21 protein-coding genes are annotated in these 23,300 nt (G+C 48.8%); 5 read left to right on the top strand and 16 right to left on the bottom strand.

The features are described from left to right. The 5 genes from hcnC (at position 1) to NKT35_RS15010 (ending at position 5,331) form a co-directional block, all read left to right on the top strand. On the top strand, positions 1 to 1,260 hold the full coding sequence (gene hcnC / locus NKT35_RS15030; protein ID WP_254294384.1) for a cyanide-forming glycine dehydrogenase subunit HcnC: 1,260 nt from the start codon (positions 1 to 3) through the stop codon (positions 1,258 to 1,260). A gap of 178 nt (positions 1,261 to 1,438) precedes the next feature. Beyond that, complete coding sequence (locus NKT35_RS15025) at positions 1,439 to 2,539, top strand: ABC transporter substrate-binding protein (protein WP_254294382.1); 1,101 nt, start codon at positions 1,439 to 1,441, stop codon at positions 2,537 to 2,539. A 65-nt stretch (positions 2,540 to 2,604) separates the two neighbouring features. Then, positions 2,605 to 3,516, top strand: coding sequence for an ABC transporter permease (locus NKT35_RS15020; RefSeq protein WP_254294380.1), 912 nt, complete (start codon positions 2,605 to 2,607; stop codon positions 3,514 to 3,516). Continuing rightward, entirely contained in the window at positions 3,513 to 4,313 is an 801-nt protein-coding gene (locus tag NKT35_RS15015) for an ABC transporter permease (RefSeq protein ID WP_254294378.1), read from the top strand. Before NKT35_RS15020 ends, NKT35_RS15015 begins: the two co-directional genes overlap by 4 nt. A 13-nt stretch (positions 4,314 to 4,326) precedes the next feature. Then, positions 4,327 to 5,331: an ABC transporter ATP-binding protein gene (locus NKT35_RS15010; protein WP_254294376.1), complete on the top strand. Its 1,005-nt coding sequence runs from the start codon at positions 4,327 to 4,329 to the stop codon at positions 5,329 to 5,331. Between the two features lie 286 nt (positions 5,332 to 5,617). On the opposite strand, the gene NKT35_RS15005 is transcribed toward NKT35_RS15010, so the two are convergent. The 16 genes from NKT35_RS15005 to NKT35_RS14930 form a co-directional block, all read right to left on the bottom strand. Further along, the gene (locus NKT35_RS15005) at positions 5,618 to 6,478 is read right to left on the bottom strand and encodes a glycosyltransferase family 2 protein (RefSeq protein ID WP_254294374.1); all 861 of its coding nucleotides are present in this window, start codon (positions 6,476 to 6,478) and stop codon (positions 5,618 to 5,620) included. Positions 6,479 to 6,497: 19 nt separating this feature from the next. Then, positions 6,498 to 7,322, bottom strand: coding sequence for a glycosyltransferase (locus NKT35_RS15000; RefSeq protein ID WP_254294372.1), 825 nt, complete (start codon positions 7,320 to 7,322; stop codon positions 6,498 to 6,500). Positions 7,323 to 7,399: 77 nt separating this feature from the next. After that, complete coding sequence (locus NKT35_RS14995) at positions 7,400 to 8,569, bottom strand: O-antigen ligase family protein (RefSeq protein WP_254294370.1); 1,170 nt, start codon at positions 8,567 to 8,569, stop codon at positions 7,400 to 7,402. Continuing rightward, positions 8,562 to 9,803, bottom strand: a complete 1,242-nt coding sequence (locus tag NKT35_RS14990; protein WP_254294368.1) for an oligosaccharide flippase family protein — start codon at positions 9,801 to 9,803, stop codon at positions 8,562 to 8,564. The genes NKT35_RS14995 and NKT35_RS14990 overlap by 8 nt, the downstream gene beginning before the upstream one ends. A 227-nt stretch (positions 9,804 to 10,030) precedes the next feature. After that, on the bottom strand, positions 10,031 to 10,966 hold the full coding sequence (locus tag NKT35_RS14985; protein ID WP_254294366.1) for an NAD-dependent epimerase/dehydratase family protein: 936 nt from the start codon (positions 10,964 to 10,966) through the stop codon (positions 10,031 to 10,033). Positions 10,967 to 10,989: 23 nt separating this feature from the next. Beyond that, positions 10,990 to 11,571, bottom strand: a complete 582-nt coding sequence (locus NKT35_RS14980) for a D-sedoheptulose-7-phosphate isomerase (protein ID WP_254294364.1) — start codon at positions 11,569 to 11,571, stop codon at positions 10,990 to 10,992. Next, complete coding sequence (locus NKT35_RS14975; RefSeq protein WP_254294362.1) at positions 11,558 to 12,301, bottom strand: nucleotidyltransferase family protein; 744 nt, start codon at positions 12,299 to 12,301, stop codon at positions 11,558 to 11,560. The genes NKT35_RS14980 and NKT35_RS14975 overlap by 14 nt, the downstream gene beginning before the upstream one ends. A gap of 9 nt (positions 12,302 to 12,310) precedes the next feature. Continuing rightward, entirely contained in the window at positions 12,311 to 13,480 is a 1,170-nt protein-coding gene (locus NKT35_RS14970) for a DegT/DnrJ/EryC1/StrS family aminotransferase (protein ID WP_254294360.1), read from the bottom strand. A gap of 75 nt (positions 13,481 to 13,555) precedes the next feature. After that, positions 13,556 to 14,539 carry a transketolase family protein gene (locus NKT35_RS14965; protein WP_254294358.1) on the bottom strand — a complete coding sequence of 328 codons (984 nt, stop codon included), beginning with the start codon at positions 14,537 to 14,539 and terminating at the stop codon, positions 13,556 to 13,558. Further along, positions 14,539 to 15,366 carry a transketolase gene (locus tag NKT35_RS14960; RefSeq protein ID WP_254294356.1) on the bottom strand — a complete coding sequence of 276 codons (828 nt, stop codon included), beginning with the start codon at positions 15,364 to 15,366 and terminating at the stop codon, positions 14,539 to 14,541. Before NKT35_RS14960 ends, NKT35_RS14965 begins: the two co-directional genes overlap by 1 nt. Further along, positions 15,363 to 16,370 (bottom strand): GDP-L-fucose synthase family protein, encoded by a 1,008-nt coding sequence (locus NKT35_RS14955; RefSeq protein WP_254294354.1) that lies wholly within the window; start codon positions 16,368 to 16,370, stop codon positions 15,363 to 15,365. The genes NKT35_RS14960 and NKT35_RS14955 overlap by 4 nt, the downstream gene beginning before the upstream one ends. After that, positions 16,339 to 17,334 (bottom strand): GHMP family kinase ATP-binding protein, encoded by a 996-nt coding sequence (locus tag NKT35_RS14950; RefSeq protein WP_254294352.1) that lies wholly within the window; start codon positions 17,332 to 17,334, stop codon positions 16,339 to 16,341. The genes NKT35_RS14955 and NKT35_RS14950 overlap by 32 nt, the downstream gene beginning before the upstream one ends. 99 nt (positions 17,335 to 17,433) lie before the next feature. Further along, the gene (locus NKT35_RS14945) at positions 17,434 to 18,897 is read right to left on the bottom strand and encodes an exopolysaccharide biosynthesis polyprenyl glycosylphosphotransferase (RefSeq protein WP_254294351.1); all 1,464 of its coding nucleotides are present in this window, start codon (positions 18,895 to 18,897) and stop codon (positions 17,434 to 17,436) included. Between the two features lie 902 nt (positions 18,898 to 19,799). Continuing rightward, the gene (locus NKT35_RS14940) at positions 19,800 to 21,668 is read right to left on the bottom strand and encodes a methyl-accepting chemotaxis protein (RefSeq protein WP_254294349.1); all 1,869 of its coding nucleotides are present in this window, start codon (positions 21,666 to 21,668) and stop codon (positions 19,800 to 19,802) included. A gap of 55 nt (positions 21,669 to 21,723) precedes the next feature. Continuing rightward, positions 21,724 to 22,311: a nucleotidyltransferase family protein gene (locus tag NKT35_RS14935; RefSeq protein ID WP_254301396.1), complete on the bottom strand. Its 588-nt coding sequence runs from the start codon at positions 22,309 to 22,311 to the stop codon at positions 21,724 to 21,726. Beyond that, complete coding sequence (locus NKT35_RS14930) at positions 22,308 to 23,300, bottom strand: XdhC family protein (RefSeq protein ID WP_254294347.1); 993 nt, start codon at positions 23,298 to 23,300, stop codon at positions 22,308 to 22,310. Before NKT35_RS14930 ends, NKT35_RS14935 begins: the two co-directional genes overlap by 4 nt.

The raw sequence follows: 23,300 nt of genomic DNA, 5'->3' as shown, positions 1-23,300 counted from the left end.
ATGAGCAAGCCATACGACATCGTGATCGCCGGCGGCGGCGTGATCGGCGCCTCCTGCGCCTACCAATTGTCCAAGCGCCGCGACTTGAAAATCGCGCTGATAGACAGCAAGCGCCCCGGCAACGCCTCTCGCGCCTCGGCCGGCGGCCTGTGGGCGATAGGCGAATCGGTCGGCCTGGGCTGCGGCGTGATTTTTTTCCGCATGAACTCGGCCAATCGCAAGCGCGAGGCCGCCGGCGCAGCCGTGGCGGTAGACGCCGCCACGCCGCACATCCTGCCGCAAAGCTTCTTCGACTTCGCGCTGGCCTCCAACGCGCTCTACCCCCAGTTGCATCAGGAGCTGATGGACAAGCACGGCATGGATTTCAAGTTCGAGCGCACCGGGCTCAAATACATCATCTACGACGAGGAAGACCAGCTGTACGCCGAACACATCGCCGCGCAGATTCCGCACCTGGCCAGCGAAGTGCGCTGGCTGGACCGAGAGCAGCTGCGGGAGGACGAGCCTTTCGTCAGCCATCGGGCCCAAGGCGCGCTGGAATTCCTGTGCGACCACCAGGTCAGCCCCTTCCGCCTGACCGACGCCTATACCGAGGCGGCGCGGCAAAACGGCGTGGACGTCTATTTCAATGTCAACGTCACCGGCGTCACCCGCCAGGGCAGCCGCGTGACCGGCGTGCGCACCGCCGAGGCCGGCGACTTCTCGTGCCACACGCTGATTAACGCCGGCGGCTCTTGGGCCGCCGAACTGTCGCGCTGGGCCACCGGCCGCACCATTCCGGTCAAGCCGGTCAAGGGCCAGATCGTGCTGTCCGAGAAAATGCCCAAGCTCTTGCGCGGCTGCATCACCACCAGCGACTGCTACATCGCGCAGAAGGACAACGGCGAGATCCTGATCGGCAGCACCACCGAGGACAAGGGCTACGACACCACCATCACCTATCCGGAAATCAACGGCCTGGTGCAGGGCGCGGTGCGCTGCGTGCCGGAGCTCGCCAACGTCAACATCAAGCGCTGCTGGGCCGGACTGCGCCCCGGCACCCCGGACGAGCTGCCGATCCTGGGGCCGGAAGACGGCGTCGAAGGCTATCTGAACGCCTGCGGCCACTTCCGCACCGGCATCCTCACCTCGGCCATCACCGGAGTGCTGCTGAACGGCCTGGTGCGCGGCGAGCCGCTGCCGCTGGACATCGCGCCCTTCCTGGCCAGCCGCTTCCCCAACCGCACCGAGAAAGAAATGGATTTCGCGCTGCACGCCTGATCAAGTTCCTCTCATGAGCCGCCACTGCCTTCGGGCTTGGCGGTTTTTTTTCGCCCACGCTGGCAGACATCGTCGACTGAAACCGTTTTGTCATATTAATGACGTCGTTTTGTCATCAATCCCTCATACCATCGCATCAGTTTTTCGATAGATAAGGCCACTGGCCGGAAGGGGAGCAATGATGAAGAACAAACTGGGCTACATCGCCGTCGCCGGCGCCTTGGCCGTGATCGGCAACGCCGCTATGGCCGCCAATCTGGACGCGCTGATCGCCGCCGCCAAGAAAGAAGGCGAGCTGAACACCATCGCCCTGCCGCATGACTGGTGCGGCTACGGCAATGTGATCGCCGGCTTCAAGGCCAAGTACGGCATCAAGGTGAATGAACTGAATCCGGACGCCGGCTCCGCCGACGAACTGGAGGCCATCAAGGCCAACAAGAATAACAAGGGCCCGCAAGCGCCGGACGTGATCGACGTCGGCCTGTCCTTCGGCCCGCAAGCCAAGGCCGCCGGCCTGCTGCAGCCGTACAAGGTATCCAGCTGGAAAACCATTCCGGACAACGTCAAGGACAAGGATGGCTACTGGTACGGCGACTACTACGGCGTGCTGACCTTCCAGGTCAATAAAGACCTGATCAGCAAGGCGCCGACCGACTGGTCCGACCTGTTGAAGCCGGAATACAAAAACGCCGTGGCCCTGGCCGGCGACCCGCGCGCCGCCAACCAGGCCATCCAGGGCGTATTCGCCGCCGGCCTGTCCCACGCCAAGGGCGATGTGAACAAAGCCGCCGACGCCGGCCTGAAGTTCTTCTCGCAACTGAACAAGAACGGCAACTTCGTGCCGGTGATCGGCAAGGCCGCCTCGCTGGCCCAGGGCACCACCCCCATCATCGTGCGCTGGGACTACAACGCCCTGGCCGACCGCGACACGCTGAAGGGCAACCCCAAGGTCGACGTGATCGTGCCGAAGTCCGGCGTAGTGGCCGGCGTTTACGCCCAGGCCATCAGCGCCTACGCGCCGCACCCGAGCGCCGCCAAGCTGTGGATGGAATACCTGTTCTCCGACGAAGGCCAAGTGGCCTGGTTGAAGGGCTACTGCCACCCGATCCGCTTCAATGATCTGACCGCCAAGAACAAGATTCCGGCCGAACTGATCAACAAGCTGCCGGACGCCGCCGCTTACAAGAAGGCCGTATTCCCGACCATCGAGCAGCAAGAGGCCTACAAGGCCGGCATCACCAAGCAGTGGGACAGCGTAGTCGGCAGCAATGTGAAGTAACACCCGCATCCTGTCTCACCCAGGGCCGCCATGGGCGGCCCTTTTACCACCCACGAGAAACATCGATGTCCGCATCCTCAGACACCATGCCGACACCCGCCCCCCGCACCGCCAACCCTCCCGGCGCCATCCGCGCCTCGCTGTTGTCGTGGCTGGGCGTCGCGCCCTTCTTGCTGTTCGCCCTGCTGTTCCTGATTCTGCCCACCGGCATGCTGATGATAGGCGCCTTTCAGGACGCGCAAGGCCATTTCACCCTGAACAACATCGTCCGCCTGTTCGACGACAGCATTCTCAGCGCCTACAAGATCAGCCTTGAGATCAGCGCCGCCTCGGCCATTCTGGGCACGCTGCTGGGCCTGCTGCTGGCGCTGGCGGCGATACGCGGCGGCCTGCCGGCCTGGATCCGCCCGACGCTGACCACCTTTTCCGGCGTGGCGTCCAACTTCGCCGGCATCCCGCTGGCCTTCGCCTTCCTGTCCACGCTGGGACGGATGGGCCTGGTGACCATGCTGCTGCGCAAATACCTGGATGTCGATCTCTACGCCAGCGGCTTTTCCATCCTCAGCTTCGCTGGCCTCACTCTCACCTATTTGTACTTCCAGGTGCCGCTGATGGTGTTGATCATTGCCCCTGCCGTGGAAGGCTTGAAAGAGGAATGGCGCGAGGCTTGCGAGAGCCTGGGCGGCTCCGGCTTCGCCTACTGGCGCCATATCGCGCTGCCGGTGCTGTGGCCCAGCCTGGTTGGCTCGGCGCTGCTGCTGTTCGCCAATGCCTTCGGCGCGGTAGCCACCGCTTACGCGCTGACCGGCAGCTCGCTCAATATCGTCACCATCCTGCTGTACGCGCAAATCCACGGCGACGTGCTGCACGACCAGAACCTGGGCTACGCGCTGGCGCTGGGCATGGTGCTGATCACCGGCAGCGCCAACGCCGGTTATATCTGGCTGCGCAAGCGCAGCCTGAGGGAGGCCGCATGAAAACCAAGACCTCATCCCGCTTCGGCGCCTGGCTCGCCATCCTGCTGGGCAGCGGCTACTTCCTGTTGCCCTTGATCGCCACTTTCGAGTTCAGCCTGAAGATGAAGCGCGAGGGCTACAGCTTTGAGGCCTACAAGGTGGTGCTGTCCGACCCCGGCTTCCAGGCCAGCTTCGGCTACTCCGCGCTGCTGGCGCTGTTGACCATCCTGGTCGGCATTGTGCTGGTGGTGCCCACCGCCTTCTGGGTGCAGCTGAAACTGCCGCGGCTGCGTCCGCTGATCGAGTTCATCACCCTGTTGCCGCTGGTGATCCCCGCCATCGTGCTGGTATTCGGCTATCTGCGGCTGTACGGCAGCGGCGGCTGGCTGCCCTTCACCGGCAGCGAACGCAGCACCGACCTGCTGCTGGTCTTCGGCTACGTGACCTTGGCCCTGCCCTATCTGTACCGCTCGGTCGATACCGGCCTGTCCGCCATCGACGTGCGCTCGCTGACCGAGGCGGCGCAAAGCCTGGGCAGCGGCTGGTTCGACATCCTCAGGCTGGTGATCTTCCCCAATCTGAAAACCGCCATCCTGTCCGGCGCCTTCCTGACCTTCGCCATCGTGATCGGCGAGTTCACGCTGGCCAGCCTGCTGGCTCGCCCGGCCTTCGGTCCCTACTTGCAGCTGATCGGCGCCAACCGCGCCTACGAGCCGGCCGCGCTGGCCATCATCGCCTTCCTGGTCACCTGGGCCGCGATGGGCTTGATGCAGGTTGTCAGCCGCAACCGCGCCGCTCTCGGCGCCGACGAACATTGAAACGGAAGCAATCATGGCATTTCTGCAAATCGATCATCTGAACAAGCGCTTCGGCCAGCAAGCCGTGGTGCACGATTTCAACATGCAGGTGGAAGCCGGCGAATTCATCACTTTTCTGGGCCCGTCCGGCTGCGGCAAAACCACGGTGCTGCGCATGATCGCCGGTTTCGAAACGCCCAGCGGCGGCGCCATCCGCCTGGCCGGCGACGACATCACCCACCAGTCGCCGCAGAAGCGCGGCATCGGCATGGTGTTCCAGAGCTACGCGCTGTTCCCCAATATGAACGTGGCGGACAACATCGCCTTCGGCCTGAAGATGCAGAAGCGCAGCGCCGACGAAATCCGCCGCAAGGTGGGCGAAGTGATCGCGCTGGTGGAACTGAACGGCCGCGAGAAGCACTTCCCGCACCAACTGTCCGGCGGCCAACGCCAACGCGTGGCTCTGGCGCGCGCCCTGGTGGTGGAGCCGCGATTGCTGCTGCTGGACGAACCCCTGTCGGCGCTGGACGCCCGCATCCGCAAAAATCTGCGCGAGCAGATCCGCGACATCCAGCGTCGCCTGGGCCTGACCACTATTTTCGTGACCCACGATCAAGAGGAAGCGCTGACCATGTCGGACCGCATCTTCGTGATGAACCAGGGCAAGGTGGAGCAGGAAGGCGCGGCGGAGACCATCTACACCCAGCCGGCCACCGAGTTCGTCGCCCGCTTCATGGGCAACTACAATCTGCTGACGGCCCAGGAAAGCCGCGCGCTGCTGGGGCTGGAAATCAGCGGCCACCTGGCCATCCGTCCGGAATCCATCCAGTTGCTGGCCCATGAGCAGACGGCGGACGACGCGCTGCCGGCGGTGATCCGCCAGCACCAGCTCCTGGGCAACATCATCCGTTACCAGGTGGAAACCGGCGGCGCCACGCTGCAAGTGGACAGGCTTAACCGCAACGCCGCCGACCTGCTGGCCAGCGGCACCGCGGTCAAGCTGAAAATCGCGCGCGAAGACTTGCGCGAGGTGCGCTGAGCCCGCGCCAAGACGCATCGCGAAGTTCACGCCCCCGAAACTTGGCGCGTGCTTCGCGATGCTCCCTAACCGCCAGACTCTCCTCAAGCCCAATCACGCGCCGCGCGCCGCGCGCCGGCAACAAGCCCATCGACATAAACAGTCGTCAGGAACGGCAATATTTGCCACACCCAAACGCCTTCGACACGCACCCGCCTCCTCTCCAAGCCGATCAGTCATCTGGCGAGCTAGCGCTTTGGAACGGAGGAGGTCAAGCAAAACCGATCTTGTATCAAAAAGCATCCTCCTAGACTAAATAGCGCCTGAAAAAATTCAAGCAATGCTGCACGACAGCAGGTGGAAAACTCTTAAAAACAATAGACTTAAAACAATGCATAAGAACTCGCTTAAACATATAACAATTTGCAAGAAAGGTCCCTCCACCATGTAGCAAAGAGGCGCGTTTAGCCTCTTTTAATCCATCAAAATAATGCAGATCTGAATTACCCCCCAAGCGGAAATGGGTAACCAAACCCTTTAGATATAAAATCTTAATATCAAATATATTTTTATTAGCCCGAAGCAGCCATTCAAAATCTGGCGCCACTTTGAAGCTTTCATCAAAAAAACCAACCCTATCAAAAAGCGATCTCTTGATCACCATTGTCGGGAAATTAACGCAGGGCATTTGATATTTTGATCCGAGAGTTGAAAAGAAACGTTCACTTCCAGCTAAGCGATGCAGCTCCTTACCATCTTCGGCATGAACAACAACATCACCATATACAATGTCGACCTCGCCGCACCCGATTGCCTGCAGTGCTTTCTCTATGAAATCTGGGTCAACCCAATCGTCAGCATTCAGACAAAAAACATAATCCCCTACTGCTAATTTTATTGCTTTATTCTGGGCATCAACAATGCCACGATCCTTTTCAGAAATCCATTTACTTATTTTACTATCCAAGCTCTTGATAACCTCTACCGTCCCATCGGTAGACTCACCATCCACAACGATATACTCTATATTATCCTTGCTAGTTTGCGCATCCACACATGCAATAGTCAAAGGCAAAGTATTAACAGCATTGCGGACAAAGGTTAATACAGAAACTCTTGGTTTTGATACTGTGGTTGTACGTGAGCCACCGGCGATAGAATTAGACATATCGAATCTCCACTAAATTTTACTTGCCGCTCCTAACAAAAGAATAAAGCGCCCCTTTCAACCACGGCGGACTTAGTCTGAAAATAGGATACAAAAAAATTCCAACAACCCAGCCTGAAAAACTAAGGCGCCTGAGAGCCATGGATTTAGTTCTGAATTTTATTTCCCGTATCAAGTACATAACTCCACCCCGCCTATTTTTTTGCGATATGGAAACCCTCACATTCACCAGCGGGACCGACATACAGTAATAACGAGCACCCGCATTAAGTAACCTTAAATGCAAATCATAGTCTTCGAGCAAACCAACACTTTCATCATATCCGCCAACACGGAGGATTGAGTCTTTACGCAACATCATGGTTGGATGCGAGATTACATTTCTATAGTTAAGAGAGCTTTTAATTTTTTCATGCTTTTCTGGCGTTTGCTTTAACGATAATATCTTGCCCTCAGTTTCGAACTCAGCATGCCATGAGCACACTACGTCGACATCAGGATGCTCATCAAGGTAGGCATACTGCAGTTCAAATCTATTTAACTCACATATATCATCGCTATCCATTCTTGCGACAATAGAATATTTCGCCTTCTCAAGTCCATAATTTAAGGCTGCCGCCAAGCCTTTTTGAGGAATTTGGCGCAAAACCGTAAATTCAATATTTTCATGTTCCCTGCTAACCTTTTCAATGATGGAAATTTGGCCAGCAGAAACCTCACCATCAATGACCAGTACGATCTGTGCCGGCAATAGTGTTTGGCCTACCAAACTTTGCAGGGACAGCTTCAGCCATTCCTCTTTAACTCCAGAGTAAGTGCTCATTATTACTGAAATTGGCGCCATCGCATCCCCTATGCCATCTTAAATAAATTCATTACAAATGAAATTACATCCCAAGCAAAAACATAAAATAAACAAGCTTAAGTCAGCCGCGGCAGGGGAGACGTTATTATTTTAGATTGGAATGTACTAGACCTCATCGAGTCGGCGATCCCAATAAAAAGCCAACCAATAGCATCATAGCCTGTAAACTGCACAAATCCACTGATAAAATACATACATACAATCAGATCATATGGGGAAACTGTAGATCCACTTTTTATCGAAGCATATATTCTTCTAGCAGCAATCAACAACAACAGTGCTGAGAAAATCACACCGGAATCTACCGCAGATTGCAAATAAATGTTATGAAAATTATTTTCCGCCAACTCCCTATCTGCCTCTGATTCAATCTTCTGGACACCCTCACCCAAGCCATAACCAAGATAATTATCTTGAATAAGATCCACAGCTGAAGTCCATAAAAAATAACGCCCAACCGTAGACTCATCAAATTCATCCGAAACATTTTCAAATCTATTTGAAATACCTGAAGCAGCAACAACCGAAATAAATGCAGCAAAACCCGCCAAGAAAATGGAAAGTCGGAAAATACCTTTATATTTAATAGAAACGTGCAAAGCACAAATAAACAAAAACAATAGAGTTGAAGTTCTGGATTGGTAAAGAATACAACTTAAAAAAACCAAACCAGAAAGCCACCACATTCGCCGAGACCCAATGAATAAACTTAGCATCATAACCAAAACTGTTGATTCTATGTTCGGCCCACCAGCAGTTATCCAAGGTATGCCAATCAATGCCTCCTGCCCTTGATTAAAAGTTGACAAAAGTTCTGGCAAGAAAAAAATATTTTTCAAAAAGACAATTAAAAAAAATACAAGGGCCGCATTCTTTAAAGTTTCATTCAACTTGCGTTCTGAAATATCAAAAAGCGCCACGGCACCAATCAGGTAGCTTAGGAATGCAAACACAGGCAGCACTAACTGAAAGTAGTCCCTCGAGCTTGAGTTAAAAAACTCCACCAAAACAATGCCAGAAAAATAAAATAAGACATCCAGCTTTACTGTTCTAAAAATTAGAAACCTACCCGCGTAAAATCGAAACAGCACAAACAAGCAGAAAGCCACCATTCCAACCACATGATACAACCTAATACCCGACCCCTTATCCCCCAATGGCAACAGAATAATAAATTGCAGTGGTAAAATCATGAGAAAAAAACGCAACATGAAGGATTTAGACATTTTTTAGCTCACAAACAAATGGAGTTAACCCTATCTTCTTTAAACTAAAATAACTAGCCAAAAGACAGGCTGCATCCGAACTAGAAATAGCAATAACTGCGCCTTCCGCCCCAAACCTCACCCCAAGCCAGGCAACGAGAAAAAGCTTCAAAAAACCAAATATCACATTCCATTTATTATAAATTCTTTCCACACTTAAATTAACCATCCACTGGACAACCAATATTGAGTTAATCACTAAGATGGTTGGCATCAACGAGTACATTTTCAAAACCGAAGATGCCGGAAAAAAATCCACTCCGAAACAAAAGACAATAATATTGTCTGCGAGAAGAAATATTGAAAGCGAAACCAGAATCCCACTCACAATGCAAACCTTCAACCCTCTTGCCACATATAAAGCGGCAGCATCTTTATTCTCGATAGCAAGCCGAGCTATCTTAGGAAATAAATAAGTATGAAATGGAACATAAATCCCATACATGGCCCTAACTATTTTGTCTGCCAAAGAGAAATATCCAACAACCTCTAAAGATACAACCTTACTCAAAACAATGGTTGGCATGCTGACAAAAAATGCCCCCCAAGCATTCAGTAAAAAAGCATTGAATCCAGAAACGAGCAGTTTATATACGTCCCGGATAGAAAAAAAAGAGAGACTTTTAAAGAAATGCGCTCTAAACATGGAGAAGAGAATACCAGGTGCCCAACCTATCGCGATTGAAATGAAATATTTCCATATGTCAGAGGGGACATGGACAACGATAATAGCCAATACTGTTGATATGAGTCTCGATGCAGCTTCCATTCCAAAACCAAGGACACTGCGCTGCTGCCCCTGAAAATACCAGGCACCCGTTTGAGACTGAGCGATCGTGGAAAGAAGCCAACTGAGAAATTCTATTTCATTGATATAGGAAGAGAGGAAATAGAAATATAGAATACATGATAATGTAGAAAACATGAGCCCCAAAATAAATTTAGCCCCTACTACATTGACGAATAGCCCATTCAGCTCCTCCTCATCGTTTTTACACTGTGCGACAGCCCTTACACCAGAAAGATGGAATGCATACTCAATAAAAACTAATGAAAATACGGTCAGGGAAATTAGTATGGATATCTTTCCCCAAGCAGCCACACCCAATCGATGAGTTAAGACTGGAATCAAGATTAAAGGTGAAACATAATTAATACCCTGAACAATAAAAAGAGCGCCGAATTTTTTCATCATGGGCCACGTATAAATTTTTCAGGTTATAAAATCTTACCTAAAATCCATATTGCAATAGATGAAAACGGAATAGATGCTGTATTTACATATCAACACGAGACGGTGAACACTAGTTGTACTGTAAAATAAAATATTACTCCGGCCATGAACCCAGTCTCAAGTCATTCCTCTAACACGCTAGAATCATTTCCGGAGTAATCTAAATACGATCATAGCTTCAATTAACTCTAAATATTCCCATGGATAGAATTTCTAAACATTGCATATCCTTTGACTAATTCCGAAATTCCATCATCAAGTGATACTTGTGGATGAAATCCTGTAGCCTCGATTTTCTCATTTGAAACAATATAATTTCGTTGATCTGGATCCTTTCCAACTGGCGCATCAAAGTATAAGAAATCTGGCACATGCGCTTGAATCCTCTGACACAGCTCTTTTTTGGATACATTAGCATCAGACAAACCAACATTGTAAATTTGATTGCACATTCTATCGAAGTTCTCTATTCCATGTTGAAATGCGCGAGACACATCGCGAACATGAATATAATTTCTCTTAAATGAACCTTCAAATAGAACAACGAACTTATCGTAAACAGCACGATGAACAAAATCATTGACTAGCAAATCAACTCTCATTCTAGGTGACATTCCAAATACCGTCGCTAGTCGAAAGCTAATCGCATTTCCACTCTCCATCAGTTCTTTTTCGACCTCGACTTTTTTCTTAGCATATTGTGAAATAGGCCGCAATGGCGACTCTTCAGTACAATAATTATTTTCGTCACCTGTTCCATAAGCACTGTTCGTTGTCGGCATCAGCACTCTCTGCTCTTGCGAGAGTAACTTCAACATCATCGTAATGGCATCATGATTGATTGAAGAGGATCCAACAGGATCTTGGTTACAAAGTGGTGCGCCCACAAGGGCCGCCAAAGGGATAATAATGTCAGCTTCTTTCAGCAGCGGCAAGATGATCTCTTTATTTCTGATATCTCCCTTTACAGCTTTGAAATTAGGGTGATAACAAACATGATTCAAGCTGGTTTGTCTATACATAAAATTATCTAATACAGTCACTCTATTGCCCAGATTTAATAGATCTGGAGTCAAAATTGAGCCAATGTATCCTGCGCCACCAGTGACTAGAATATTGTACATAGCAAACCCCTTGAATAAATTGTTTACTCGAACAATGCTGCCTCAACGCACTCACATAATGTGTGTGCAAGTACGATATGTATTTCCTGAATTGTACTTGTCATGCTGCCAGGCACAACTATGCAGTTATCAGTCAATCCTTTTACAAGGCCACCATCTTTTCCACAAAAAACGATGCTCTCAACATTTAGTCTTTTGCATGCCTCTATCGCTTTTAATATATTGTGTGATTGACCTGATGTTGTAATGCCCAGAAAAACATCTCTACTACTGGCTTTAGCTTCCAGCTGTCTAGAAAATACATACTCATAGCCATAATCATTACCGACCGCTGTCAATATTGAACTATCAACGGTTAATGCTTCTGCAGGCAACGGAGCTCTATCTTTGGCAAGCTTACTTACAAACTCGGCCGCTAGGTGCTGCGCATCAGCAGCGGATCCTCCATTTCCTGCAATGTATAGTCTTCCACCTTTTTTATAGCAGTTAATGACTTTTTCAACAGCTGAATTAAAAGTCTGAATTGCGTTATCGCACTCGAGCAAAGCCTTCTTGGCCTCTATAGAGCTAAAAATGTTCTTTCTTAATCTATCACTGGCATTCATACCCCCTCCTATTTAATATCTCATGGGCCATATAATAGTCTGATGGAACACCTATATCTATGAATGTTTCTGAACACTTTTTCCCATAAAATGGAACACCTGCCTTAAGCATCTTCGGAAACAGCTCGCTCTCCAATGAGCACTTCTCATTGGAGTTATTTATAAAACCATTCAAGGATTCATACTGAAAAAAATATACTCCACCATTTACCCACTTCTGCTCATTTCGTAAAACAGGCTCAGAATGATCATTCGAAAAGCTAACAATAATATCTTCGTCAGAAAGCGAAACGCCTAAGTAGCGAACATGATCATTAGACGAAAATAGGGACAAGCACACACCCGCCTTGATGCGAGCCGAATACTCAGCCAATTCTTTTAAAGAAATGGGGAAAAAAGTATCTCCATTTAATAAAATAAACGGCTCTCCGGGATTTATAAGTTGAGATGCTTTAATAAGTGCACCACCAGTTCCCAATGGATTACTTTCTATAGAGTATTCAATTTTTGCTTTTTTATACTCATATCCAAAGTGATCAACAATAATATGCTGCATATACCCAACGGATAGGATAATGTGGCGAATACCTTGCGAAATCCAATAATCTATTAAATGCTCTAAAAATGGTTTCGCAGCAACCTGAGCCATAGGTTTTGGCCGATCAGAGACTACACTTCGTAACCTTGTCCCCAATCCACCGGCGAGTATGATTGCAGTTGTTATATTCATATCAATATTTCAGATTGAATTCAAAACCGAGCAAATTTCATCAATTTCAGGATAAGTCAACCCTGGATAGTTTCCTACATAGAATCCATAGAAATGAATATGATCTGTATTAGGGAATTGTTTGCAATAATCCTGTGGGAAAATTCCTTTTAGATAAGGCTGACGAAGTTGATTTCCACCACCTGCGCTCCCTCTTCTAAACTCAATCCCAGCATAGCGCATAGCGGTCATTAAATTGTAAGCCAATTCTAAATTGGCCTCGTTCAATACAATATTGAACGCATAATTACTAGACCCCTCTACTACAAAATCTTTTTGGAAAATATTTCCATTAAGATTTTCTATAAAATGCAAGAAATTATCAGTTCTCTTTTTAATATTTGCATCTAATCTTTTCAGCTGAGATAGGCCCATAATCCCTCCAAGCTCAGTATTTCTTACATTATAAGCCGGATATGCAAAAATGAATTCTGGGTTTAAGTCTGGATTGCTTTCTTTGTAGTAGGATTTTAAACTATTATCATTTGATTCACGCACCATGCCATGAGAACGAAGCATTCTTAACTGTTGATAAACTTCCTCATCATTCGTACATATCATCCCACCTTCAATCGTACTCATATGATGAGCATAGTAGAATGAAAAATTCGACATCCAGCCGAATGAGCCAACTTTTCTACCCTTATGGCAAGCACCATGTGATTCACACACATCTTCAATCAGATGTACTTTTCTCCTATCTAACTCACTCAATAACTCATCTGTTAATCCATTGAATCCTTGAGCATGCGTCAAAAAAACTGCTCGTGTTCTATTATTAATTTTCTTTATTACAGAATCCGTATCCAAAGCTAAGGATCTTGGATCAATATCAACAAAAACCGGTGTAAATCCATTCTGAATTACAGAGGCGATGTCAGAAATCCATGTAAAGGGAGGAACGATAACTTCACCACCTTCTGGATATCGGATTTTTAAAATCGCCATTGATAATAGGTTGGCAGATGCGCCAGAATTGACGAAGACGCTATATTTTACACCTAGCCATTTCGACCACTCGCCTTCAAACTCCCTCACCTTTTGCCCATTGGTTAGAATAGGATCATCCTGCTTTAAGTACTCAATTAAAACATCCAGATCTTCACGTAAAATATTATTCCGCATCAAAGGATATTTCATGGACGACTCCTTTTTATAGGGCAAATATTCATAATTAGAAAAATTATAAGTGATAGAACCTAAAAACTAGGCTTGTCATCCATTATTTATGCAGTAGTTCGTGATACTCCCATGAAATTCCAAAATGGTTTTCAATGAGGCCTCCTCCCCAATTCCGACTTTCTCATGCAATTCAGAACGGCTACCTAAATCAAAGCTATACCCTCCTCGAACACCAATATTCTTCACTCTAATTTCAAGATCTGAATTTGAAATATAATCCAGAATCATGGAATCCATCCCCCCTCTTCCTTTAAAACCTTCTTCCATTGTGACTATCCCACGATATTTTGAAATTTCCTCATACAGAAAGTTATTGCACGAGTGACTTATGTCAAAGATGTCTACAACGCCAACATCGACACCCTTGTTTTTCAAACGATTTGCCAACTTCATAGCAACATGAACCATATAGCCTGTAGCAAGCAAACAGATCTCATCGCCCTTCCTATGCACATTAAAACCCGCCTCGACATTTAAGATAGGATTCTCGTATATAACAGGCAATGTTTGGGCATCAAGTCTTATATACTTGATACCTTTCTTACTGACTAAGCGATCAAAAAGACATCCAGTACTAATGTGGTCTGCCGGTGAGTAAACAGAAATTGAAGGCAGCGCGCGCATGATTGAAATATCTTCGTAACACTGATGCGTTGGTCCTGACACAACATAGCTATAACCTGCGCCAACGCCTATCAAACTGACATTCATGTCTCTAACTTGGGATAGTAAAGCTAAATTCACTCGAATCTGCTCATAGCATCTCATGGTTAAAAAAGGTGCTATCGCATATGCAAAAACCTTATTCCCTTCAATAGCCAAACCAGCTGCTATATTAATAAGATTCTGCTCTGCAATCCCTACGTTTATAAATCTATCAGCAAAATCCAAGCGAATCTTATCTAAAACTGGAGATCCAAAATCGGCACTTAAAAAGAAAATTTTTGAATCAGTTTTCATGGACTGATATATTTTTTCAAGCAAGGCATCTCGCATCGGAATTGAGTGCGTAATCATTACCGTCCCCCTTCCAAAAGACTGTCTATTACTTCCGGCTTAGGATTCATGATATGGCAGAGTGCTGTATTTTCTAAACCTGGTACGCCATGGCCTTTTTTCGTATTTGCGATCAAAAGCTTTGGCTTTCCATTTTTGCGTGACTTGAGCGCCAGCAGGCTAAGCTGAAGTTGACAAACATCATGTCCATCAACCACATCCACATCCCAACCAAATGAAGTAAATTTTGCCGCCAAATCCTGATGGGAAATAATAGTGTCGGTATAACCGAGCATGCTTATTTTATTATTATCAATAATCAGATTTAAATTATCTAATTTATGGTGCGAAGCAAACATGATAGCTTCCCAATTCGCTCCTTCATGAAGCTCTCCATCACCACAGACCACAAAAGTTTGTTTAACGCTTTTCTTCCGCTTTAGTGCTATCGCTACTCCAGTAGCGACTCCTAGTCCATGTCCCAAAGACCCATTAATAGTTTCATATCCAGGGATGACAGGGTCTGGAATGCCCCCTAGAAAGCTGCCAGCCTCACACACATGCTCAAGTTCACTTAATGGAAAGTACGCAAGATCTGCCAGTATCGGGTACATACATATTGAACCATGCCCTTTACTTATGATGCATCGATCTCGATTTTCATCAAATGGCGTGCTCGGGAAAAAATCCAGTACACCACCATAATAAAGCGCTACAAAGATATCAATGGAAGATAATGAGGAAGCAATTCTAGTTTCTGGCGAATGACGATGAATACGTAACGTCTCTCTCCACACCCAATTACTTTTCTCCTTGAGATCGTCTCCACTGATTGATATTTTACTCATGTAGACTCCCCTTCATTTTCTGTCAGAGAACGGCCTATTTCTCTAACATACCATTCATAGGTACTTAGCAGTCCATCATCCAAACTGACTTTTGGAAACCAACCAATCGCATTTATTCTAGCGCTATTTAATAACTTTTGAGGCGAGCCATCTGGCTTAGCCAGATCCCAATGGATATCCCCATTAAAGCCAGAAAGCTTTGCGATACGCAAAGCCAAATCCTTAATTGAAACATCATAGCCACTGCCAAGATTAACGGGTAGTTCCAATGATGAAATATCATTGAATAGTAAATGCATGCATGCATCCGCTACATCATCTGCATGGACAAACTCTCGACGAGCAGAGCCGGTTCCCCAAAGAACAACTTTGGGATGTTCTTCTAGTTTTGCCTTATGGAATTTGGATATTAAAGCAGAGAGCACATGACCAGCCCGTGCATCAAAATTATCATTAGGACCGTATACACTATTTGGAATGACAGGGACGAATCTCTGATTGCCATCCTGTTTATTGTAAGCAAGGCAAGTATGAATGCCTGCCAACTTTGCTATGGCATAAGGTAAACTTGTTCCCTCAGGCTTTCCAGTCAATAAGTCGTTCTCACTCATTGGCTGCTTGCAGTCCCGAGGATACATGCAGGAAGAACCAAAAAATATCAATTTTCTTACATTATTTTCCCTGGCTGCAGACAAGATATTCAGTTGAATCTGTATATTCTCAACAATGAAATCTGCTGGGTAATTTTGATTGGATTCAATCCCACCAACTTTCCCTGCAGCTAATACCACATACTCTGGTTTATTTTTGCAAAAAAAATCCATCACACAATGATAGTTCAGCAGATCAAGCTCAGATCGCGCTCTAACTAATATGTTTTCAAACCCTTCTGTAGAAAGTTTTCTTAATAAAGCCGAACCAATCAGACCACCGTGCCCAGCAATATAGATTGAAGAATTTTTATTCATAATATTAGAGCAAGCCATTTGGTTGATATAAAACAACTCGACTACCTGAACTTTCAAACTTAAATGGAACGTGCACTAAATTTCTCAATCTTTCCTTGATATGCATCTGCTTCTCAGGTGGAGCAAATAACAATACAAACCCCCCCCCTCCTGCTCCTAATAACTTCCCTCCCAGGGCCCCTGCCTCAATGGCTTCCTCATATATTAGATCAATTTCAGGTGTCGATATTTTATCGGACAGGCTCCTTTTATAAAGCCAGTTTTGGTGCAACAACTTGCCAAATTCATTGATCGGCATATCCGAGTGTAGAATTTTCGTTGCCTCCTCTACCATCTCTCTCATCCTGAAAAGCTCATTCTCATGACTTTTTATTTTTTCTATCTGCGATTTGGCAATCTCTGACGCGACCCTAGACAGTCCAGTGAAGAACAACATTAAATGGCTTTGCAACTCATTAATTCTGCTCTCTTTAAGAATCAATGGCGAGACTGAGAATTCACCATTTTTCTTAAATTCTATATAGTTGAAGCCACCGTATGCTGCGGAAACTTGATCTTGCGAGCCAACATTTTCACCAATCACCTCTTGCTCAAGATATATAGCTTTTTTTGCCAGGTCTTCTTTTGAGGAATACTTTCCTTCTAAAGCTGAAAGCGCATGCAAGAGGCCAACAGTAAATGATGAGCTAGATCCAAGTCCCGCACGGGCTGGTAAATCGCCATCATGATGAATTTCCAAGCCATGCTGATATTGTGTCCAATTGAGTGCGGCACGAACCGCTGGATGCTCGATATCTTCTACATCACGAACATTTTCAATTCGCGAGTAAACAATTCTATGTTTATGATCGAAAAATGGAGGCAGGTGACGACAACTGATATAGCAATATTTGTCAATTGTAGTAGCAAGAACCGCTCCGCCATGCTCATGAAACCAAGCAGGGTAATCAGTCCCGCCACCAAAAAAAGATACCCTGAAAGGCGTACGCGTGATAATCATATGACACCCCCAAATAATTGAAATGCCGCATAGCTTAAAAGAACCGTTTTAATCAATCCCAGTCAGCGCTGGAATGCTTTTTAGCTCTTTAAAATCTAGCTAATATGCTCCATCACGCCGTAAAACCACGTAAACTGTCTTAAATAAGATAATCACATCTTTAAAAATACTCCATGCCTTTGCGTAATCCACATCCATTGCAACCCTTTGTGCATATGTCAGGTTGTTCCTGCCGGAAACTTGCCACAGACCAGTTAAACCAGGTCTCATTGCCAAGTAAAACTTGACATCTTCTCCATACTTGTCAAGTTCTTTCACAACAATAGGTCTTGGTCCAACCAAGCTCATTTCACCTTTAATAATATTCCATAGCTGCGGTAATTCATCAAAGCTGCTTTTTCGGAGAAAATTACCTATCTTTGTCACTCTTGGATCATTTCTCAGCTTAAACTCCCTATCCCATTCCGCTCTGGCATCAGGATTTGACTCAAGTAAATTCTGCAATACTTCACTTGAATTCAGCACCATTGTTCTGAATTTATAGCATTTAAATTTTTTTCCATCACGCCCCACTCTTTCATGCCCAAAAATTGGTTTCCCTCCATCGCGACCGACAATAAAAGCAAGACATAACATAATTGGCGACAGCAACAACATCAAAATCGTAGCACCGACCAAATCCAGACATCTCTTAATGATTCTATATGACAAACTATTAACATTGCTTTTTATGACTCGTATTGTTCTCAACTCACCCTGATCTTCATTACTATCCTTTTGCCCATAACTAGGCAGCAACATCAACATGTTGAAATTTAAAAGTATGTCGTCAATCAATCCTGATAAATTAACGGAATCTTTTTCATGGTATGCCAATGCTACACTTTTACAACCTATATTATTTAGCACTGGCAGTATGTCTTGCCATTTTATAAAAATCTCAGCAACCTTATCATCAACAAAAACATTATCTTCAGCTTTTGCCTTACCAGGCTCTACAGTATCAGTAACAAACAGATTGATAGCAACATGCCGCCCGAGCCAACTTGAAGAGTCGTATCTAAAATATTCCTCGCCATCCCGCTGAAGATAAACAACTGCAACGTATTCATTCCAAAATTTGAACTTCGACAAAACCATCCTGACTACATATTGAATAGCTGGCAGAGTAAGAAAAACCATTAACCAACCAAGCAAAGTCGCCTGCAACAATAAGCTCCACTTCGGATTGCTTATGAAAATAAAGACCGCATTCAAAACAGCACCACCTAAAACATATACACAATCAAAGAGAAAGGAACGGAATGCACTTCTGCCGCTTAAGTAATCATTGCTAAACAATTTAATCAAAGAGATGCTCAGTGCAGACATTCCAACCAGGTCAAAATAGAGCTGCCACCGCCCACCCACACCTTGATTATAATAAAATCCAAAATACAAACAGGCCGCGATGATAAGCTGATCAACAAACAAAAGCACTGCGACACTCACTGCAGCTCCTAGCTGCGGCCTATTTGGCCTCTTATCGATGGCTAGTTCCGCAAACTTCTCAAAAGATGACATATCAGGAGCCTTTCAAGTTCATGCATAACCACCGCAACACGAATCAATAAAATGCCACTCTTAAAAGGTAAAACTTCCCTTGCCATGCATTTAAACGATCTAATTAAAAACGAATCAGCCAAAAAGAAATTAATGACCTTGGCTTTATGAGCTACAGATGAAAATAAAAGTGACTGCTTTGGAAAACTCTGGCAACAAGACATCGAAAACAAATCAGAGAATTTAAATTCCCAGAAGTAGCATTCGAAAAACAGGAAGTATTGGAAGACTGAAGAGACTGGCCAGAGCTTGTCTGGAACCATATGAATTGAAGTTGCACACCAACTCTTGCAATCAGAGTTAGGACCCCTTCCAAAGAATAATCAATAGTGCGCATGCTTGGAGCCTTTATTATTAGAAATCAAACTTCACACTAGTTCTTACCCACCCATTCCAAGCCGAATCGCAATCCAGCCCCCTTGAGGTAAGATCTACTAAAATTTGAAACTATATCTTCTTAGAAAACAAAGGAACTCTTCATGGTACGATATAGATATAGACTAAAAAAAAGGGGATGCAAACTTTGTTTTGCTATGCAGCATAAGCGGTGATATGCTGTCAAGCTCGTTCGATGTATACGGTATAGCTCAGGTGGGTATCGTTTTTCAAGCTACGAGATGAAGGGAGACCGATCGCTCCTAGGCCCTTCGATGCTTTTTCGCAGCGCCTGTTTTTATCTTGTCGCGGGGTAAATATCCTCCTCAGCCATCTACTCTTTAAAATCCTGGAACCCGATTTTTATTTCCTTGTTGTTCACAGTCAGCAATAAAACCGCTATTTCGAAGTGCGACGGAGGCTGCCCGCCGGTGCAGACGATACAAGTAGTATGAAAACCACACAGGATCACGGCTTTTTTAGCCTCTCTAAAATTTTGCGTTTTGGCTTTCGCCCCCATCCTGATGTTCTTGGAAGTACTGCATTTGTTGCCGCAGACTATCCGCCCTTAAAGCCACTTCCTGAGCCGCGGCAGACAACTGCTCGCTGGCCGCTGCGTTATCCTGCGATAGCTGGTTAAGCCGCTGCATTGCCTGATTGATGCCGCCGACTCGCTGCGCCTGCTCAGTCGCCTCACAGGAGATGCCCTTAACCAGATCCAGCGTTTTGCGGCTGGAATCAACGATATCGCTCAATTGCTGGCCGGCGCTTTCCGCCAATTTCACGCTATGGATCGCGACTTGGCCTATCTCCTTGGCTGCCGCCTGGCTGCGCTTGGCTAGCTTGCGCACCTCGTCCGCCACCACCGCAAAGCCTTTGCCGTGCTCCCCTGCTCTTGCGGCCTCTATCGCAGCGTTCAACGCCAAAAGATTGGTTTGGTAGGAAATGTCGTCAATGATGTCGGTACGCTTGGCGATATCATGCATAGCTGCGATGGTCTGCCTCACCACGCTATGCCCTTCGGTAGCCTGGCTGCTGGCGGTGTCGGCGATCTGGCCGGCATGGTTGGCATCGCCGGCCATCTGAAACATTTTGCGGGCGATCTCATCCACCGAGACGCTGGTCCCTTCCACATCGCCCGAAGCCCTCGCCGCACCAAGTGATAAGCCCATGGAGGCGGAGTTGAGCTCGGTGGAGGCGTTGGCCACCGCGTCCGCGTCTTCCTTGACCTGCATGATCACTCCCGACAGCCGCTCGCCCATTTGCCGAATATGCGCGGCCAGGCTTTGCGTATCTCCGCTCTTCAGAGGCAGAAAAAAATCCAAGCGCCCCGCTGACAGCTCGCGCATCCCTTGCGCCACCTCATCCGGCTCGGCTCCCAGCGTATGCACGATATTGCGGCCCACCAGCGCCGCCAAACCAATGGGAAACAAGAGCAACAGCAGCCCAACGATCACCAGGAACCCATGCAGTTTCGCGCTTTGCGCCTGCTCGTCGACCAGCCGCCGGATTTGCTCCAGCAACGCCTTTTGCACCTCAAGCAGAGCATTGGAGCGCAAACTCGCGGTTGGAAACCATTCTTCCGGGGTCGCGCTCTGCATCGCGCCTGTGCCTCGCGCCAGAATGCCGTCGCGCATGGCTTCAAATTGCCGGCTTTTTTCCATCGCGCCCTGCAACAGCGTCTCGTCGCCGCCATATTGTCTGAACTGGCTTCGGCACAGCTCCTCCTGCGACACCATGCCGCTCGCCAAGCGGAAATTGGTGATCGTGAAGCTGCCTGACGCAAGCACGCCGGAAACCAGCCCCCGCGTGCGGCCGGTGTACTCTTTTTGGCAATTCACCGCAGACCATTGCAACACCAGCGCCTGCACCTGCTGAGTCGGCGCATGGAATAAAGCGACAATGCCGGAGAGCTGCTCAATCATCTCCGAATAGCGATTGAAAGCCGGATCCGGCAAGGAGCGCCGGCTATCGACATCGCTACGCAGCAGCCGCAGCCGCTCCGGTTTGGGCACCATATTGTCGAGATAGGCCAACAATATGGGCGACAGACTATCGCGGTTTTGCCCATGCAGCTTTTCCAGCACCAGGTCAGCGGCGCTTCTTGCCTGCCGAAGCTCTGCCGGCAAGGGCTGGCGCTGCATCAGATAGCCATAGCTGCGGCCGCGCTCCGATTGCAATTGCTGAATCAGCTCGCCCACCATGGTCATGTTTTCAGTCAGCGACTGGTCCCGCCGCAGCTCTCTCAGCAATTGCTGTTGAGAATAGGCATAGCCGAGGGCGACGAAAAAAAGCGCCAGCACCAGCGGCGCGATCAGCAGCGCCAGTTTGTGGGCAACCGTGAGGCGCGTTCGCATCGGCGCTCCCTCATACGCGATAACACTTCACTATAGAAAACGCAGCGAGCCATCCCTAATCGGCTGCCGCCGCGCCATGCAAGCGCTTGAGGTCTTCCTGCGTATCGATGTCCAGCAATACGCCGGCGTCATCGACCTCCAGCCTCAATGCTTGGCTCCAGTCAACCGCCTCGCGCGCGCCGACGTCGCCAGCCAGATCCAGCAGTTTGGCGAAACTGGCTGCAGGCAAGCCGCGCGGGTGCCCCGGCGCGCCTTGATGGCAGGGAAGCACGGGTTTGCCATGGCACAGGGCCGCCGCCACTTGGCTTACGGTATGCGGCTGAACGGCCGGCATGTCCGCCAAGCCCAGCACCATGCCCTGGCAACCCGCCAGCGACATCGCCCAAGCCGCGCCGTAAGCCAAGGAATGCCCCATGCCGGCCGGGTTCAAACGGCAAGCCAGCGGCCGCACCCCCAGCGTGCGGCATTGCGCCAATCCATAAAGATCATCCGCCGGCAGCACCAGCGCCAACTCCTGAACTTGGCCGATGAAAGACGCCAGGCTGGCCTCCAGCAAGGTTCGCCCATCCGGCAGCCTGGCCTGCCGCTTGTCTGAGCCGAACCGCAGGGCCTGGCCCGCCGCCAACACCACGCCCACGATCATGTCCGGCACGCCTCGCTTTGGCGGTCTTCGGATTGCGCCCGAAGCAGCCGGCTGCGGCAAGCCACCAGATCGGCGGCGATGGACACCGCTATCTCCGCCGGCGTGCGCGAGCCTATGTCCAGCCCCACCGGGCCATGCAAATGCCCCAGTTGCGCCGGCGTCAGGCCGAAATGCTCCTCCAGCCTGGCCTTGCGCTTCAGCGTGGTCGTGGCCGAGCCCAGCGCGCCCACATACAGGCAAGGCAACTTCAACGCCTCCATCAAGGCCAGATCATCCAGCTTGGGATCATGCGTCACCGCCACCACCGCAGTACGGCCATCGCAGCGGAAACCCAGCACCAGATCGTCAGGCATTTCCACAGACAACTGCGCCGCCATGGGCCAATCCTGCCGATATTCTTCGCGCGGCTCGCATACGGTCACCGCGAAATTCAGCGTCAGCGCGATTTGCGCCAGATAACGCCCCAATTCGGAGCCGCCTATGATCAGCAGACGCCAGTTCGGCCCATGCAGCGCGGCAAAGCCATCTTCATCCTCGGCAAAGCTTCCCGCCATTTCGCGCTCGACCAGCCGGTTTTCTCCATCCCGATACCTGACCTGCCGCCACAGGCAGCGCTGCGACTGCAGCGCCTGCAGCAAAGCCTCCAGCAAGGCGGCATCCGGACAGGCTTCCACCGCCACCCGCAGGCTGTTGCCGCAAGGCAAGCGGTAACGCTGGCGCTCCTCCACGCTGGCGCCGAAGCTGCGCACTCGTACAGCGGGCCCTGCGTCGAAAAAACCGCCGGCGGCGATTTCCCACCGCAGATCATCCTCGACGCAGCCGCCCGACACCGAGCCGAAAATCGCGCCGTCGTCGCGGATCAGCGCCATCGAACCCGGCGGCCTGGGGCTGGCGCCGTAAGTGCCCAGCACCGTCACCAAGGCAGCCCGGCGGCCCTGCTTCAGCCACTGCACCGCCTGCGCCAGCACCTCTTCGTCATTGCCTCGCAT

The organism is Chromobacterium sp. IIBBL 290-4 (assembly GCF_024207115.1).
Lineage (GTDB): Bacteria > Pseudomonadota > Gammaproteobacteria > Burkholderiales > Chromobacteriaceae > Chromobacterium.
The sequence above is the reverse complement of the archived record's forward strand: the minus strand, read 5'-3'. Positions and strand labels throughout refer to the sequence as shown.